Origin of the sequence: Comamonas resistens (assembly GCF_030064165.1) — a bacterium.
Lineage (GTDB): Bacteria > Pseudomonadota > Gammaproteobacteria > Burkholderiales > Burkholderiaceae_C > Comamonas > Comamonas resistens.
This window is the reverse complement of sequence record NZ_CP125947.1, coordinates 5,048,663-5,064,032: the sequence shown is the minus strand read 5'-3', so window position 1 is coordinate 5,064,032 and position 15,370 is coordinate 5,048,663. Positions and strand designations below refer to the sequence as shown.

The 15,370-nt window shown below is 63.6% G+C and carries 15 protein-coding genes; 12 read left to right on the top strand and 3 right to left on the bottom strand.

From position 1 onward, the window contains the following. The first annotated feature begins 82 nt into the window (after window positions 1–82). The 4 genes from QMY55_RS23665 to pyk all read left to right on the top strand — a co-directional run bounded on the left by QMY55_RS23665 (window position 83) and on the right by pyk (window position 4,890). The gene (locus tag QMY55_RS23665) at window positions 83–889 is read left to right on the top strand and encodes a sulfite exporter TauE/SafE family protein (RefSeq protein ID WP_283486521.1); all 807 of its coding nucleotides are present in this window, start codon (window positions 83–85) and stop codon (window positions 887–889) included. A gap of 68 nt (window positions 890–957) precedes the next feature. Next, window positions 958–2,340 carry an aminopeptidase P N-terminal domain-containing protein gene (locus tag QMY55_RS23660; RefSeq protein WP_283486520.1) on the top strand — a complete coding sequence of 461 codons (1,383 nt, stop codon included), beginning with the start codon at window positions 958–960 and terminating at the stop codon, window positions 2,338–2,340. Window positions 2,341–2,360: 20 nt separating this feature from the next. Then, entirely contained in the window at window positions 2,361–3,140 is a 780-nt protein-coding gene (locus tag QMY55_RS23655) for an abortive infection protein (protein ID WP_283486519.1), read from the top strand. A 313-nt stretch (window positions 3,141–3,453) separates the two neighbouring features. Next, the gene (gene pyk, locus QMY55_RS23650) at window positions 3,454–4,890 is read left to right on the top strand and encodes a pyruvate kinase (protein WP_283486518.1); all 1,437 of its coding nucleotides are present in this window, start codon (window positions 3,454–3,456) and stop codon (window positions 4,888–4,890) included. A gap of 185 nt (window positions 4,891–5,075) precedes the next feature. On the opposite strand, the gene QMY55_RS23645 is transcribed toward pyk, so the two are convergent. The 3 genes from QMY55_RS23645 to QMY55_RS23635 all read right to left on the bottom strand — a co-directional run bounded on the left by QMY55_RS23645 (window position 5,076) and on the right by QMY55_RS23635 (window position 7,097). After that, complete coding sequence (locus tag QMY55_RS23645) at window positions 5,076–5,651, bottom strand: phosphatase PAP2 family protein (RefSeq protein ID WP_283486517.1); 576 nt, start codon at window positions 5,649–5,651, stop codon at window positions 5,076–5,078. Between the two features lie 20 nt (window positions 5,652–5,671). Continuing rightward, window positions 5,672–6,421, bottom strand: coding sequence for a phosphatase PAP2 family protein (locus tag QMY55_RS23640; RefSeq protein WP_283486516.1), 750 nt, complete (start codon window positions 6,419–6,421; stop codon window positions 5,672–5,674). A gap of 79 nt (window positions 6,422–6,500) precedes the next feature. Then, entirely contained in the window at window positions 6,501–7,097 is a 597-nt protein-coding gene (locus QMY55_RS23635; protein WP_283486515.1) for a phosphatase PAP2 family protein, read from the bottom strand. Window positions 7,098–7,272: 175 nt separating this feature from the next. On the opposite strand from QMY55_RS23635, the gene QMY55_RS23630 reads away from it, so the two are divergent. The 8 genes from QMY55_RS23630 to QMY55_RS23595 all read left to right on the top strand — a co-directional run bounded on the left by QMY55_RS23630 (window position 7,273) and on the right by QMY55_RS23595 (window position 15,352). Continuing rightward, window positions 7,273–7,968, top strand: coding sequence for a response regulator transcription factor (locus tag QMY55_RS23630; RefSeq protein ID WP_283486514.1), 696 nt, complete (start codon window positions 7,273–7,275; stop codon window positions 7,966–7,968). Next, on the top strand, window positions 7,965–9,329 hold the full coding sequence (locus QMY55_RS23625) for a histidine kinase dimerization/phospho-acceptor domain-containing protein (RefSeq protein ID WP_283486513.1): 1,365 nt from the start codon (window positions 7,965–7,967) through the stop codon (window positions 9,327–9,329). Before QMY55_RS23630 ends, QMY55_RS23625 begins: the two co-directional genes overlap by 4 nt. 130 nt (window positions 9,330–9,459) lie before the next feature. Beyond that, window positions 9,460–10,524 carry a class II fructose-bisphosphate aldolase gene (fba, locus tag QMY55_RS23620; RefSeq protein WP_283486512.1) on the top strand — a complete coding sequence of 355 codons (1,065 nt, stop codon included), beginning with the start codon at window positions 9,460–9,462 and terminating at the stop codon, window positions 10,522–10,524. Window positions 10,525–10,668: 144 nt separating this feature from the next. Next, window positions 10,669–11,136, top strand: a complete 468-nt coding sequence (locus tag QMY55_RS23615) for a Crp/Fnr family transcriptional regulator (protein ID WP_283486511.1) — start codon at window positions 10,669–10,671, stop codon at window positions 11,134–11,136. 97 nt (window positions 11,137–11,233) lie between these two features. Next, complete coding sequence (locus QMY55_RS23610; RefSeq protein ID WP_283486510.1) at window positions 11,234–12,910, top strand: long-chain-fatty-acid--CoA ligase; 1,677 nt, start codon at window positions 11,234–11,236, stop codon at window positions 12,908–12,910. Window positions 12,911–13,125: 215 nt separating this feature from the next. Beyond that, complete coding sequence (locus QMY55_RS23605) at window positions 13,126–13,656, top strand: cupin domain-containing protein (protein WP_283486509.1); 531 nt, start codon at window positions 13,126–13,128, stop codon at window positions 13,654–13,656. Window positions 13,657–13,664: 8 nt separating this feature from the next. After that, window positions 13,665–14,549, top strand: coding sequence for an alpha/beta fold hydrolase (locus QMY55_RS23600; RefSeq protein ID WP_283486508.1), 885 nt, complete (start codon window positions 13,665–13,667; stop codon window positions 14,547–14,549). Continuing rightward, entirely contained in the window at window positions 14,546–15,352 is an 807-nt protein-coding gene (locus QMY55_RS23595; RefSeq protein ID WP_283486507.1) for an IclR family transcriptional regulator, read from the top strand. Before QMY55_RS23600 ends, QMY55_RS23595 begins: the two co-directional genes overlap by 4 nt. The last annotated feature ends 18 nt before the right edge of the window (window positions 15,353–15,370 follow it).

Below are 15,370 nucleotides of genomic sequence, written 5' to 3'. Positions count from 1 at the left end.
TCTGCTATGCTTTTTGTTTTTCTGACTGGCGCAACCGGGTGCCAATCCACACTTTCTCTTGTGGCCGTCATCGGGTGAGAGCATGCAGCTTGTTTTCTTTGTGGCGCTGGTCGCTCTGGCCAGCTTTTGCCAGAACCTCACAGGCTTCGCCTTTGGTCTGATCTTTGTCGGCGTGGCCGGTGCCACCCATCTGATGGATATCGCCGATGCAGCCAACGTGGCCTGTCTGCTGTCCATCGTCAACGGCGTCAGCTATATGCGGGCCTACCGCTTTGAGGCCGACTGGAGCTTGCTCAAACCCATGCTTATCAGCAGCGTGCTGGGGGTGATCGCCGGCGTGTTTTTGCTGCACTGGCTCAGCGGCAATGCGCTGAGCGGCCTGCGCATGTTGCTGGGTGTGGTGATCGTGCTGTGCGCTCTTCTGCTGCTGACGCAGAAGAAGGCACTGGCGCAGCCCTCGGGTCCGGGCGCACTGTGGTTTGCCGGCGTGTCATCGGGCCTGCTGGGCGGGTTGTTTGCCACGCCCGGCCCACCCATGGTCTATCACCTCTACCGCCAGCCCATGGACCGCATGCTGGTGCGTCACTGCCTGTTCGCCATGTTCGTCACCTGCTCGGTGCTGCGCGCCGTGATGGTGGCGGCGGAGGGGCAGCTGAACTGGGCCGTCTTTGGCTGGACGGCCCTGGCCTTCCCGGTGGTGACGGGTGTGACCTGGTGGAGTGCCAGGCATCCGCCAGCCCTGCCCAGGAAGCTGGTCGAGTGGCTGGTCTGCGGCTTGCTGGTGCTGTCGGGGTTGAGCCTGCTGTGGTCGGGCTTCAGGGCCGGCCAGCCCGGTCCCGTGGTGCCGGACGACACCATGGCCCTGGCTTCCTCGGCAATCCGTACTTAGCCTGTGATTGCTGACTGCCGCGATGACACAGCCCTGCGAGGCCGTGCATCCAGCAGTACGATAGCAGCATGACTTCTGTTTACGCCCAACGCCGCGCACGCTTGGCCGCCCAGTTGGGCGACGGCGGTGTCGCCATCATCCCCACGGCTCCCGAGCTGCACCGCAACCGCGATACCGAGTATCTGTATCGCCACGACAGCTATTTCTACTACCTCACGGGCTTTTCCGAGCCCAACGCCTGTCTGGTGCTGACCAGCGATGGCCGCAGCGTGCTGTTCTGCCAGCCCAAGGATATCGAGCGCGAGGTCTGGACCGGTATCCGCCTCGGGCCGGATGCGGCCTTGAGCAAGCTGGGCGTGGACAAGGCCTATTCCAGCGATGAGATCAACACCCGCCTGCCGCGCCTGCTGGAAAACCGTGAGCGTGTCTGGTTCCCGTTTGCCACCCACAAGGGCCTGGCCGAGCAGGTCGAAGGCTGGCTGGGCCAGGTGCGCGCCCGCTCGCGCTATGGCGTGCTCTGCCCCACGCAGCAGGGCGACGCCTGCGCGCTGCTCGACGAGATGCGGCTGGTCAAGGACGCCCATGAGCAGGACATCATGCGCCGCGCCGCCCAGATCAGCGCCCAGGCCCATGTGCGCGCCATGCAGCGCTCGGCCCGCATGATCCGCAATGGCCAAGAGGTGCGCGAATACCATCTGGACGCCGAGTTGCTGCATGAATTTCGCCAGCATGGCTCGCAATATGTGGCCTATGGCTCCATCGTGGCCGCCGGCGCCAACGCCTGCGTGCTCCACTATCAGGCCGACAAGGCTCCGGTGCGGCCCGGCGAGCTGGTGCTGATCGACGCGGGCTGCGAACTCGATGGCTATGCCAGCGACATCACGCGCACCTTCCCGGCCGATGGCAAGTTCACCGGCCCGCAACGCGCGCTGTACGATCTGGTGCTGGCCAGCCAGGAGGCGGCGATTGCCGTGACCAGGGCCGGCAACCGTTTCAACGACCCGCATGACGCCACCGTGGCCGTGCTGGCGCAGGGCATGCTGGACCTGGGACTGCTGGATCGCACCAAGTACGGCACGGCCCAGGATGTGATCGAGTCGCGTGCCTACTTCCAGTTCTATATGCATCGCACCGGCCACTGGCTGGGCATGGATGTGCATGACTGCGGCAGCTATGTGGAGCCCAGCGAGCTGGGTGTGGTCAGCGAGCGCAAGGATCCGATCTCGGGCGAAACCATTGCCAACCGTCCCAGCCGCATCCTGCAGCCGGGAATGTGCACGACCATCGAGCCGGGCATCTATGTACGCCCCGCGGCGGGCGTGCCCGAGCAATTCCACAACATCGGCATCCGTATCGAAGATGACGCCATCGTCACCGCAACCGGCTGCGAACTCATCACCCGTGGCGTGCCTGTGAAGGCCGACGAGATCGAAGCGCTGATGCGCGGTTGAGCGGTGGGGACAGCCTGCCCATGAACGCATCACCCGACCCGACGCGAAATCTCAGGCCTGTTCGCGCCAGTCAGGGTTGGTGCCTGGGTCTGGTGTTGTGGTTGCTGGGCATGCCGGGTGTGATGTCGCTGGCGTTTTCGGTGCAGACCGAATGGCTGATGCGGTTGGCGGCCGTCTTTTCTTTTCCCATGGTGCGCTGGGTGGTGGCGCTGGGGCTGGCTCTGCTGCTGGCGCTGGCGGTGACCATTGGCGTGACGCTGGGATGGCGTGTGGGGCTGGGGTCTGCGCTGATCAATATTGCGCTGCAGGGCCGCTCGCCCTGGCGCGGCATCCGCTTTCTGAGCCTGCCGGGTCTGGCGGGCGGCATCATCGGCGCGGCCTGGCTGGTGACGCTGGTCATGTTCTGGCCCGAGAGCCTTTCGGTGGTGGACCCTGTGTACAGCCTGCCGCTGCTGCCCAAGCTGCTGTATGGCGGCATTACCAGCGAATTGCTGCTGCGCTATGGCGTCATGTCGCTGGTGATGTGGCTGCTGTGGCGGTTGTTCGGGCAGGCGCAGAGCCGTCCGGGCTGGTTGATAGGCTGGTCGGCGGTGGTGCTGACGGCCCTGCTTGCGGGCACGGCGCCTGTGTATCTGGCCTGGTCCTTGTCGGCGACCTTGCCCAGCACCGTGCTGGCGCAGCTGCTGCTGTGCGAGATCGTCTACGGCCTGCTGGCGGGGCAGCTGTTCTGGCGCTATGGGCTGGAGGTTGCCATCCTGGCCCATGTGGTGGCCTATCTGCTGTCCCACGGTCTGGTGTGACGCCGCGCATTAGAACCCGCCGGGTAAAACTGTTTCAACGCCTTGCTTGATGCAGTGCACCAGAGGGCCTGGACAGCCGCTGTTTCTCTCTGTAGGTGCTCCTGTATTGGTAGCTAATAACGTGTGCACTACATTGGTTTTAATAAGTATTTCCTAGAAGTATCAAGCCAGGGCTGCGTAAGCAGCTACTGTTTGAGGGGTACGGCGGCGGGCGGCCGCGATGTTGTCGCCACGCTGAAGATGCAGTCATGTAACCGCTTCCGTGCAAGAATTGAAACCCGATTACATCATTCCATCGCGAGAGAGACATTTCATGCAAGTGAGTCGTGCAACCAAGATCGTCGCCACATTGGGCCCCGCTTCCAGCGATCCGCAACTGCTTGAGCAAATGGTGCGCGAGGGCGTGAACGTCGTGCGCCTGAACTTCAGCCATGGCAAGGCCCAGGACCATATCGACCGCGCCACCATGGTGCGCGAAGCCGCTCAGCGCGCAGGCCGTGAAGTCGCCATCATGGCCGACCTGCAAGGCCCCAAGATCCGCGTCGGCAAGTTCGCCGAAGGCAAGGTCTGGCTGGAGCCCGGCATGCGCTTTGTGCTCGATGCATCGCGCACCGAACTGGGCGACATCAACGGCGTGGGCCTCGATTACAAGGAGCTGCCCCGTGATGTGAAGGCCGGCGACGTGCTGCTGCTCAACGACGGCCTGATCGTGATGACCGTGGAAGCCGTGCGTGGCGATGCCGTGCACACCATCGTCAAGCTGGGCGGCGAGCTGTCCAACAACAAGGGCATCAACAAGCAAGGCGGCGGCCTGACGGCTCCCGCACTGACCGCCAAGGACATGGAAGACATCAAGACCGCGATGTCCTTCCAGGCCGACTACGTGGCCGTGAGCTTCCCCAAGAACGCCACCGACATGGAAATGGCCCGCCAGCTGTGCAATGTGGCAGCTGCCCAGTACGGCCACAAGCCCGGTCTGATCGCCAAGATCGAACGTGCCGAAGCCATTCCCCGCCTGGAAGAGATCCTCAAGGTGTCCGACGGCATCATGGTCGCCCGTGGCGACTTGGCCGTGGAAGTGGGTCACGCTGCCGTGCCCGCGCTGCAAAAGAAGATGATCCGCATGGCGCGCGACATGGACAAGGTGGTGATCACCGCGACCCAGATGATGGAGTCCATGATCACCAACCCCGTGCCCACCCGCGCCGAAGTCAGCGACGTGGCCAATGCCGTGCTGGATGGCACAGATGCCGTGATGCTGAGCGCCGAGACCGCTGCCGGCAAGTTCCCGCTGGAAACCGTGCGCGAGATGGCCGCCATCTGCGCCGCAGCCGAAGCCGCCGAAGATCGCGTCAAGGATGCCGACTTCAGCAACAGCCCCTTCAAGCGCACCGACCAGGCCATCGCCATCGGCGCACTGTTCACCGCCCACCACCTGGGGGCCAAGGCCATCGTGGCGATGACGGATTCCGGCTCCACCGCTCTGTGGATGAGCCGCCACCGCATCCACATCCCCATCTACGCTTTGACGCCTCGTCTGGCCACTCAGCGCAAGATGGCTTTGTACCGCAACGTGCGCCCTCTGCTGATGGATACCAGCGCAGACCGCGACACGGCTCTGGACCAGGCCAAGACCCATCTGCTGATGCGCGGCATCGTGCAGTCCGGCGATGTGTACGCCATCACCTGCGGCGAGCCCATGGGCCAGCCCGGTGGTACGAACATGCTGAAGATTTGCAGGGTGGAGTAACTGACGCCACCCCCTGAGGCGCTGCGCGCCTTCCCCCTCTCTCGCTTCGCGGGAGGGGGACGACACCTTCGCCGCGAGGCGGCTCTTGCTCGGTGTCTCTTTGTTGGGGGTGTGCCAGTTTCAAGAAAAAAGCTGCCAGCGCTTGATACATAAGCGCTGGCAGCTTTTGTCTTGGTAGCGTCAGCTTAGCTGATTTGCGGGTGCAGGCCTTGTTTCAGGCGTCGGCGGTGCTGGGCTTGCTTGATCTTCAGGGCGCAGCGCCAGACCAGGGTGGCGCTGGCTGCGCCGGTCAGCATGCCTGCCAGCACGTCGGAGGGGAAGTGCACGCCCAGCACCACGCGGCTCAGGGCCACGCTGCCGGCCAGAATCCAGGCGCAGATGACCAGCCAGCGTCGGTGCCGGCCCACACCGAGGTTGATGCCCAGGGCCAGGGCGAATGCGCCGGCGGCATGCATGCTGGGGAAGCTGGCGCTGGCGCCATGCACTATCCATTGATGGCCCATGCCCAGCTGTGCCGGTCTGGGCATGGGAAAGCCCCAGCGTATCAAGCGGCAGGCAACCCAGGCCACGGCCATGGACAGCAACGCCAGCTGAATGCTGCGTCGCCAGCCCTTGCCCAGGGCCAGCATGGCGGCGATCACCGGCAAGGCGCACAGACCGGGCAGCCAGTTGGACGCGAAGCGCGAGGCCTCTATCCACCACATGGGGCTTTGGGTGTTGGCGTTGAGGAAGTGAAAGACGGGTGGATCGAAAAACAGCATGAGAGTCTTTCTGACGACGTTCAGTCGTTGGGAATCACGGTGTCGGGCAGGTAGTTCGCCCCGCTGGCCTGGCGTCTGGCCTGCAGCTGCGTGGTCACCATGTCGCAGATCCAGCAGCAGGTCCAGCACAGCCAGGCCGTCCAGAGCGTGTGGCTCATGAAGTGGGCGCCACGCATCTGCTGCGCTAGGCCCAGTGCAAGGCCGGCGAGTAGTGCGGTAGCCAGCCAGATGCGTGCCGCGCGGGGCAGGGTGTGGCGCAGTGCAAAGTAGCCGCTGATGAAGGCAAAGCCCGCCGAGGCATGGCCGGCAGGAAAGCAGTGTCCGCCGCCGCCATCCGTCACGCCCCAGGCCCAGTGCGAGACATAGTGGCCGACGCCGCCGAAATCGCTGATATCCCAGGGGCAACTGGTGGCGCTGATGCGCTTCATGATGGCCATGACGATCAGCGAGAACAGTGAGCCAAGCACCAGCTGCACGCGCCGCGAATAGGGCACCTGCCGCAGCAGGCCCATGGGCCACCAGATCATCAGGCTCAGGCTCAGCACAATGGTCCAGGCCAGCTTGCGGGCGCCTTCATGGGCGATATTGACCATGAACCAGTCGTTTTGCAGAGGAAAGCCCTGGCTGTTGCCGAACCAGTGCGCCATGGGCATGTCCAGGCCGCTCATGTCCCATGCCAGGACGCCGGCCAGGGCAATGCAGGTCCAGCTCAGCAGTTTGAATGGAGAGGCTTCTTGGGGGAATGTGAGAGGCAGGACGGACGAACGCATGTCCGCCACGATAGAAAGCGCTTCTTAATGGCGGCTTAAGAACATCGGCGTTTTGACGGGACGGCCCTCCTCGGGGCTCTTATGCCTGTCTGGCCCAGCGCAGGCGCAGCCGCAGTCGTTTGATATGCGGCATCAGGCGCAGCTGACCGCGCCGGCGCAGCTGGAAAGCAAGGTTCCAGACCAGCCATGCGCTGCAGATACCGACCAGGGCCCCGGCCAGCACATCGGAGGCAAAGTGCACGCCCAGGTGCACACGGCTCCAGGAAACACCGATGGCGGCCGCCCAGGCCAGGGCCACCAGCCATTTGCGGTGGCGCGTCACGCCCAGACGAATGGCCATGGCCAGGGCAAAAGCGCCGCTGGCATGCTGGCTGGGGAAGCTGGAGCGCCCTCCGTGATGCACCCACAACGTGCCCATGTCGAGCTGGAAGGGACGTTGGGTGGGAAAGCCCCAGCGTATGAGCTTGACCATTGCCCAGGCTGTCGCCATGGACAGCAGCAGCATCAGCATGCTGCGGCGTGCTGCGGCGGAGCCGAAGACCAGTGTTCCCAGAACCAGGACGGCGCTGATATTGGGTATCCAGCTGGAGAGCACGCGGGCCAGCTGGATGCTGAGCCAGGGAGTGTTCTCGTCGGCGTTGAAGAGCGCAAACAAAAAAGGATCGAAGGAGAACATGAATGCGCCGTGAGGGTGGGTGTGGGCCGATGCTAAGCGGAAAAAGTGCTGGCGGGATGTCAATTTCTGATTCAAGCGTTCGCAAGGAGCGGACCTCCCAGACGGGGCTGCCGGTCTGTGGGTCGGGCCGCTGCGGCAAATGGGCAAAGGCCGGATTGCCCCGCACAATGCAGGCATGCGAATTCTGGTGGTTGAAGACAATGAAGGTATTGCGGCGGGCCTGCGTACCAATCTCATGCAGCGCGGTTATGCGGTGGATGTCTGCGCGTCCGTGGCCCAGGCCTGGAGCGCGTTGTGTGCCGAGCGCTTTGATGCCGTGCTGCTGGATCTGGGCCTGCCTGATGGCGATGGCAGCGAGGTGGTGCGGCGCCTGCGCGGCCAGTTGCCCCGGCCTGGTTTGCCACAGCTGCCCGAAGCCTCCACGCCGGTGCTGATCCTGACGGCGCGTGATCAGGTCCAGGACCGGGTGGCAGGGCTGAACCTGGGGGCGGACGACTATCTGGTCAAGCCGTTCGACATGGATGAGCTCGAAGCCCGGCTGCGAGCCATGATGCGCCGCGCCGCCGGTCAGGCCTCGCCCGTGATTCGCCATGGCGATCTGGAGATCGATCCGGCATCCCGCACGCTCAAGCAGGCCGGGCGCAAGGTAGAGATTTCGCCGCGTGAGTTTGCCGTGCTCTGGGCCTTGCTGCAGGTACGCGGCAGAGTGTTGTCCCGGCCACAGATCGAAGAACACCTGTACAGCTGGGGCGACACGGTGGAGAGCAATGCCGTGGAGGTCTATGTGCACCATCTGCGCAAAAAGCTGGGGCAGAAAATCATCGTGACCATGCGGGGCGTGGGCTACTTCATGCCGCAGGAGCAGGAATGAAACAGCCAATGCCCAGGACCGGGCGGCGCAGCTCGCTGCAGCTGACCTTGCTGGCCTGGATGCTGGCCGCACTGGCAGCGGTCTGGGCCAGCTTTGTCATCTGGGGCTACCAGACGGGTGTGCACGAGGCCGACGAGCTGACGGACGGACATCTGGCCGGCGTAGCCACGCTGGCGCTGAACTGGCATGTGCAGGACGATGTGCCGCTCAGGGAAAGCACACCTGTACAGCCGCCGCCGGGCCTGCATGCCCATGATTACCAGGAGTCGTTGAGCGTGGTGCTCTGGGATGCCGGCGGAGCCGTGATCTCCCGTACCGGGCAGGCGCCGTTGCCGGATTTCGATATAGAGCAGGGTTTTGCCACTCTAGGTGCCGAGCCGAGCAAGGCCTGGCGCAGCTACACGCAGTGGAGCGTGGATCGCAAGGCCAAGGTCACGGTCATGGTATCGCTGGCCGAACGTGACAGCCTGGCCGACGATATTGCCACGCAGATGATCGAGCCGGGTTTCTGGCTGCTGCCCATGATTGTGGTGGCGCTGGGCATGGCCATGCGCCGTGGCCTGCGTCCCCTGAACCAGATCACCCAGCGGGTACAGGCCCTGGATCTGAGCCGGGATCAACGTGTCTCCGACGCGAGCGTGCCGCGTGAGCTGTCGCCCATGGTGGGTGCCATCAACACCTTGCTCGACCGCCAGCAGGCGACCCTGGAGCGCGAGCGCAATCTCGCCAATGAAATCGCCCATGAGCTGCGCACGCCGCTGGCCTCCATAGCTTTGCAGGCTCAGGCGCTGGAGTCTGCACGTGACGGCCTGGGCGGCGATGCGGCCATGCGAGAAGCCATGCAGCGTATCGGTCGGGACGCGCTGCATGCCGGCCATGTGCTGGATCAACTGCTGACATTGGCCAGAGCCGAGCGTGGCATGCAGGAGGCGCCGTTGCAGACGGTCAACTGGGCCGCCCTGGCGCGCGATGTGGCGGCCGCCCAGGCACAAAGCGCGTGGCAGCGCCAGGATGTGCTGGCGGTGGACGCGCCCGAATCCCTGACTGTGCGTGGCAATGCGCTGCTGCTGGAGTCGGCGCTGCGCAACCTGATTGAGAACGCGGTACGCCATACGCCCATGGGCACGCAGATCGAAGTGCAGGCCGGTCTGGATGCCGATCAGGGCCTGGCCTGGATCCAGATCTGTGACGATGGGCGGCGCGACGCGGCTCCTGAGCATGTACCCCCGGCGGACAGCCTGCATCTGGGCCATGAAATCGTCGGACGCGTCATGCAGGCCCATGGTGGACGCTTTGAGCAGGCCGATGCACCACCGGGCTTCACCACCTGCTATCGCATGGAAATGCCGACTGCCGGTTAAAATAGGCGGTTACTAAGCGGTTACCGGAAGGTGTCGCTGGTCTTTCCCCAGGCCACAGCTGTCGTGCGGCGCACTGCAGTCATTCATTGCCGGGGGGCGTTACCTCTCAAAACTTTGAACGGAACCCACCATGCCTTTGATTTCGATGCGCGAAATGCTGGACCATGCTGCTGAAAACGGCTATGGCATCCCCGCCTTCAACGTGAACAACCTGGAACAGGTCCAGGCCGTGATGTCGGCGGCTGACGAAGTCGGCGCACCCGTCATCCTGCAGGCCAGTGCCGGTGCCCGCAAGTACGCAGGTGAGCCTTTCATCAAGCACCTGATCCAGGCCGCTGCCGAAATGTATCCCCACATTCCCCTGGTGATGCACCAGGACCACGGCACCACGCCTGAAGTCTGCCAGGGCGCGCTGAACCTGGGCTTCGGCTCGGTGATGATGGACGGCTCGCTGATGAGCGACGGCAAGACCCCTTCGTCCTTCGACTACAACGTGGACGTGACCCAGCAGGTCGTGGCCATGGCCCACAAGATTGGTGCCACCGTGGAAGGCGAACTGGGCTGCCTGGGCAACCTGGAAACCGGCGAAGCCGGCGAAGAAGACGGCATTGGCGCCGAAGGCAAGCTGGACCACAGCCAGATGCTGACCGACCCCGAAGAAGCTGCTGTGTTCGTCAAGGCCACCCAGCTGGACGCACTGGCGATCGCCATCGGCACCAGCCACGGCGCCTACAAGTTCAGCCGCAAGCCCACAGGCGACATCCTGGCCATCTCCCGCGTCAAGGAAATCCATGCCCGCATCCCCAACACCCATCTGGTGATGCACGGCTCCTCTTCCGTGCCTCAGGAACTGCTGGCCATCATCAACCAGTACGGCGGCAAGATGAAGGAAACCTACGGCGTGCCCGTGGAAGAAATCCAGGAAGCCATCAAGTACGGCGTGCGCAAGATCAATATCGACACCGACATCCGTCTGGCGATGACCGGCGCGGTGCGCAAGTTCCTGGCCGAGAACCCCGACAAGTTCGACGCCCGCGAATGGCTCAAGCCTGCCCGCGAAGCGGCCAAGCTGGTCTGCAAGGCCCGCTACATGGAATTCGGCTGCGAAGGCCAGGGCGCCAAGATCAAGGGCTACAGCCTGGATCAGATGGCCAAGAAGTACGCCGCTGGCGATCTGGCCCAGCTGGTCAAGTAATACACCTGTTTTGATAGCTGAAAGCGCTTATCCTTTAAGCGTTTGAAGTCAAAAATACTGAAAGCCCGCAGGCTTCACCCTGCGGGCTTTTTGCATGGTTGCCTAGCGCCAGTAGTTGCTGATCTGGCAGCGCACCGGGCCTTGATGCTCACGCATCCAGCGGCGCAAGGCCTTGGCCTGTACATTGCCGCAGGCTGCCCAGAGCAGCTCGGGCTGTGGGTGGCTCCAGAGTTGCCGCGAGCCGTCTTCGAGCAGCTGTGGATGCGGGAGCAGCCTTTTCAGACCTTTCTCATGCAATTGCTGGCCGAGCGCAATCTGCAACTTATGAACCTGATCACCGCCCAGCAGCACAGCGGCACGGTCGCACGCGTGGCGCGCTGCCTGGCTGCACTCATCACCCCGCTGAATTTCCCGTTTGCCAGGCACTGGCTCAATGTGCCGCAAAGCGAACTGGCTGATTACTGCAATGTCTCGCGCTCCAGGCTGAGTGAAGCCCTGAGCCAGTTGCACCGCGCAGGCCTGATCGAGGTGGGTTACCGCAGCGTGCAACTGGTCGATCTGGAAGGGCTGCGCAGCTTCAACGGCCTGCTGGAGGCGCCTGCTGTCACCTAGGCAACTGGAAAGCCGCCCTAGGGTTACTACAGTATCGAACGACCGTGCTTTTTATGAGAATAGTCCGGTTGAACGATAAAAAACCGGAGAGACAAGAATGAGTGACCGTCCTTGGCTGAGTGCGTATCCAGAGGGAGTTCCGACCGATATCGATCCATCGCAGTACCCGTCGCTGGTAGCGCTGATGGAAGAGGCATTCACCAAGCATGCGAACAAGGTCGCATATTCCTTCATGGGCAAGGAGCTGACCTTTGCCCAGGTCGATGCCCAGAGCAAGGTCTTTGCCGCCTATCTGCAGAGCCTGGGCCTGCAGCGAGGCGACCGTGTGGCGCTGATGATGCCCAATGTGCCCCAGTACCCGGTGGCCGTGGCTGCCGTGCTGCGCGCGGGCTATGTGGTGGTCAACGTCAATCCGCTATACACCGCGCGCGAGCTCGAGCATCAGCTCAAGGATTCGGGCGCCAAGGCCATTGTCATCATCGAGAACTTTGCCAAGACGCTGCAGGACGGCATGCAGGGCAGCGCGGTCAAGCATATTGTGCTGTGCGCCATGGGCGACGAGCTGGGCATGGTCAAGGGCGCCATTGTCAATTTCGTGGTGCGTTTCATCAAGAAGATGGTGCCGGTCTTCAGCCTGCCGGGCGCCGTGCGTTTCAACGAGGCTCTGGCCAAGGGGCGCAGCGCTTCATTCACTGCGCCTGTCATCAAGCCTGACGACATGGCCCTGCTGCAGTACACCGGCGGCACCACGGGCGTGAGCAAGGGTGCGGTGCTGCTGCATCGCAACATCATTGCCAATGTGCTGCAGTCCGAAGCCTGGAACGAACCGGCGATGAAGCAGGTACCCGCGGGTGAGCAGCCCACGAGCATCTGCGCTCTGCCGCTCTATCACATCTTCGCCTTCACGGTGAACATGATGCTGTCCATGCGCACGGGCGGTAAAACAGTGTTGATCCCCAATCCGCGCGATCTGCCGGCCACGCTCAAGGAGCTGTCCAAGCACCGCTTCCACAGCTTCCCGGCTGTGAACACCTTGTTCAACGGCCTGGCCAACCATCCCGATTTCGGCACTGTGGACTGGAGCCACCTCAAGGTCTCGGTGGGGGGCGGCATGGCCGTGCAAAGCGCGGTGGCCGAACTCTGGCTCAAGAAAACGGGTTGTCCTATCTGCGAAGGCTATGGCCTCTCGGAGACCAGTCCCTCGGTCACCTGCAACCCTGTCACCGCCACCGCTTACTCCGGCACCATTGGCGTGCCCCTGCCCAGCACCCGTATCAAGCTGGTGGCCGATAGCGGCAGCACCGTCACCGAGCCTGGTCAGCCTGGCGAGATTGCCGTGCTGGGCCCGCAGGTCATGGCCGGCTATTGGCAGCGGCCCGATGAGACGGCCAAGGTCATGACGAACGATGGCTACTTCCTGACCGGCGACATCGGCACCATGGATGAGCGTGGCTTCGTCAAGATCGTGGACCGCAAGAAGGACATGGTCATCGTCAGCGGCTTCAACGTCTATCCCAACGAGGTGGAGGACGTGGTCTCCAACTGCCCTGGCGTGCTCGAGTGCGCGGTGGTGGGCGTGCCTGATGAAAAGACGGGCGAAGCCGTCAAGCTCATTGTCGTGAAAAAGGATCCTGCACTGACCGAACAGGTGCTGCGTGACTATTGCCACGCCAATCTGACCGGCTACAAACGCCCGCGCCACATTGTCTTTCGCACCGAACTGCCCAAGACTCCCGTGGGCAAGATTCTGCGCAGGGAATTGCGCGACGCCTGATTTTCATCTTGTCTTCCAAGGCAATTTCACTGGGTGCTTCGGCACCCTTTTTTTGTTGCCGGGCTGGGCAAAGGGATTCTCGTCATAGGTGACTTCCCGTACTTGTGGAGTGCCTCGCTGTTTTTCTATAATCGTTTCACTAAATGAACTGTGTTTCATTAGAAAAACAAAAGCCTTGGGCTTTTGCCATGTGTCAGCGGTTACAGGAGAGATAAATGACGGACTCCACACAGAACACCCCCCGCAGCTGGGACCAGCCCGAAGGCACCAGCTTTGAAGACTGGATGACTTCGCGCGTCGCGCGCTTTTCCACGCGCAAGTACGACTTCGACGCGCTGAAGTTCCAGGCCGATTTCGACCCCAAGTACCGCCGCGGCCAGATGCGCTACATCGGTACTGGCGGCACGGGCGTGGCTGCCGACAGCAACACCATTCCGTCGGAGAACTTCACTTTCTCCACCATGGTGATCCCGGCCGGCCATGAAGGCCCGTCGCACCTGCACACCGACGTCGAGGAAGTGTTCTTCGTGATGCGCGGCAAGCTCAAGCTGGTGCTGGAGAAGGACGGCGAACGCTTCGAGACCATCCTGACCGACCGCGACGTGGTGTCCGTACCTCCAGGCGTGTACCGCGAAGAGATCAATATCGGCGACGAAGACGCGCTGATGTGCGTGATGCTGGGCGCCAAGAAGCCCATCACCCCGACCTATCCGCCCGAGCACCCGCTGGCCAAAATCAAGCGCTGAGCCCGGCCATGACGCAGGACACGCTGTCCTTCAAGGTGCAGCAGCTGCAGGCCGGCTTTCCCGAGCGACTAGTGCAGTTGCCGGATGGCTCCCGGGTTGCCTGGCGCGAGGCAGGCGATGCGACGGACGAATTCGCCGTCGTGCTGCTGCACGGTATCAGCTCGGGCGCGGCTTCGTGGCTGGACCTGGCGCTGGCGCTGGGCGACAAGGCGCGCGTGCTGGCCTGGGATGCTCCGGGCTATGGCGTATCCACGCCGCTGGCGCAGCCTACTCCCGGCGATGCCGACTATGCGCGGGCACTGGAGCAGTCCCTGCAAGCGCTGGGCGTGCGCCGCTGCCTTCTGGTTGGTCACTCGCTGGGGGCGTTGATGGCGGCCAGGCTGGCCGGCACGGCCTCTGGCCTAGTCGAGCAACTGGTGCTCATCAGCCCGGCGGGCGGCTACGGCGCGCCGGCCAAGGCCGAGCAGCAGGCCAAGGTGCGCCAGGGGCGTCTGGCTGCGCTGGCCGGGAAGGGCGTTGCCGGTCTGGCTGCCGTGATCGACCAGCGGCTGGTATCGGCCGAGGCGCCCGAGTCGGTGCGCGCATGGGTGCGCTGGAACACGGCCCGCATGCAGCCGCAGGGCTATGCGCAGGCGGTGGAACTGCTGTGCGGCGGCGATCTGGGGCAGGCGGCCGGCAAGCTGTCCATGCCGGTCCAGGTCTGGGTCGGAGAGCATGACGTGGTCACACCTCCTGCGGCCTGCAAGGCCTGGTCCGAACTGCTGGGCGCCGACTACGGTACGCTTGCGGCCGCCGGCCATGCCTCGCCCGTGGAACAACCCGTGGCGATCGCGCAGAAGCTGGCATCTTTGTTGAACCAAAGTACCCGCACTTCTACCTGCCGACAGCCATGAGCGATACCTCCGAGATTTCGACCAACGACAACGACCGTTACACCGTGCCCGCGCTGGAGCGCGGACTGCGCTTGCTGGCCTGCTTCGGCCCGGTGCAGCCCGTGTGGAGCGCGCCCGAGCTGGCACGCTGCCTGCAGCTGCCGCGCTCCACGGTGTTCCGCATGTTGACCACGCTCGAAAACTCGGGGTATCTGCAGCGCAGCGGCACCGAATACCGGCTGGGCCTGGCCGTGCTGCGACTGGGCTACGACTATCTGTCGACCCAGCCGCTGGCACAGCTGGCCGAGCCGGTGCTGCAAGGCCTGTGCGATGCGCTGGGCATGACCAGCAATCTGGCGCTGCTTGACGGCACCTCGGTGGTCTATGTGGCGCGCATCGCGCCGCCCGGTGCCTTTCAGGGCGCCGTGCGCGTGGGTTCGCGCCTGCCGGCCCATGCCACGGTGCTGGGGCGGACCTTGCTGCAGGACATGGATGCGGCGCAGCTGCGCGAGCTGTTCGGCGGCGAGGAACTGCCGCAGTTCTCCGAAAGCACGCCGCGTCATGTCGAGGACCTGGCGAGCCTGCTGGCGCAGGACCGCGAGCGTGGCTACGCCATGGGCGAGGGCTTTTACGAGCCTAGCGTCTCCAGCATCGCCGCGCCCGTGCGCGGCGGCAGCGGGCAGGTAGTGGCTGGTCTGGCCGTGGCCATTCCGTTCACCGAGCTGGTGCCCGAAAAAACCCAGCTCTGGGCGCAGCAGGTGCAGGAGGCGGCAGAGACTCTGTCGGCTCATTTGCGCCAGCAGCATCCGGATCTTTTGCGCTGACCCGTCGGCGCGTATTCA

Excerpts from the sequence above, each read along its gene's own strand:
- fba (WP_283486512.1), top strand. The coding sequence starts at position 9,460 with ATGCCTTTGATTTCGATGCGCGAAATGCTGGACCATGCTGCTGAAAAC.
- QMY55_RS23655 (WP_283486519.1), top strand. The coding sequence starts at position 2,361 with ATGAACGCATCACCCGACCCGACGCGAAATCTCAGGCCTGTTCGCGCC.
- QMY55_RS23660 (WP_283486520.1), top strand. The coding sequence starts at position 958 with ATGACTTCTGTTTACGCCCAACGCCGCGCACGCTTGGCCGCCCAGTTG.
- QMY55_RS23645 (WP_283486517.1), bottom strand. The coding sequence starts at position 5,651 with ATGCTGTTTTTCGATCCACCCGTCTTTCACTTCCTCAACGCCAACACC.
- pyk (WP_283486518.1), top strand. The coding sequence starts at position 3,454 with ATGCAAGTGAGTCGTGCAACCAAGATCGTCGCCACATTGGGCCCCGCT.
- QMY55_RS23610 (WP_283486510.1), top strand. The coding sequence starts at position 11,234 with ATGAGTGACCGTCCTTGGCTGAGTGCGTATCCAGAGGGAGTTCCGACC.
- QMY55_RS23600 (WP_283486508.1), top strand. The coding sequence starts at position 13,665 with ATGACGCAGGACACGCTGTCCTTCAAGGTGCAGCAGCTGCAGGCCGGC.
- QMY55_RS23665 (WP_283486521.1), top strand. The coding sequence starts at position 83 with ATGCAGCTTGTTTTCTTTGTGGCGCTGGTCGCTCTGGCCAGCTTTTGC.
- QMY55_RS23635 (WP_283486515.1), bottom strand. The coding sequence starts at position 7,097 with ATGTTCTCCTTCGATCCTTTTTTGTTTGCGCTCTTCAACGCCGACGAG.
- QMY55_RS23595 (WP_283486507.1), top strand. The coding sequence starts at position 14,546 with ATGAGCGATACCTCCGAGATTTCGACCAACGACAACGACCGTTACACC.
- QMY55_RS23625 (WP_283486513.1), top strand. The coding sequence starts at position 7,965 with ATGAAACAGCCAATGCCCAGGACCGGGCGGCGCAGCTCGCTGCAGCTG.
- QMY55_RS23640 (WP_283486516.1), bottom strand. The coding sequence starts at position 6,421 with ATGCGTTCGTCCGTCCTGCCTCTCACATTCCCCCAAGAAGCCTCTCCA.
- QMY55_RS23630 (WP_283486514.1), top strand. The coding sequence starts at position 7,273 with ATGCGAATTCTGGTGGTTGAAGACAATGAAGGTATTGCGGCGGGCCTG.
- QMY55_RS23605 (WP_283486509.1), top strand. The coding sequence starts at position 13,126 with ATGACGGACTCCACACAGAACACCCCCCGCAGCTGGGACCAGCCCGAA.
- QMY55_RS23615 (WP_283486511.1), top strand. The coding sequence starts at position 10,669 with ATGCTCACGCATCCAGCGGCGCAAGGCCTTGGCCTGTACATTGCCGCA.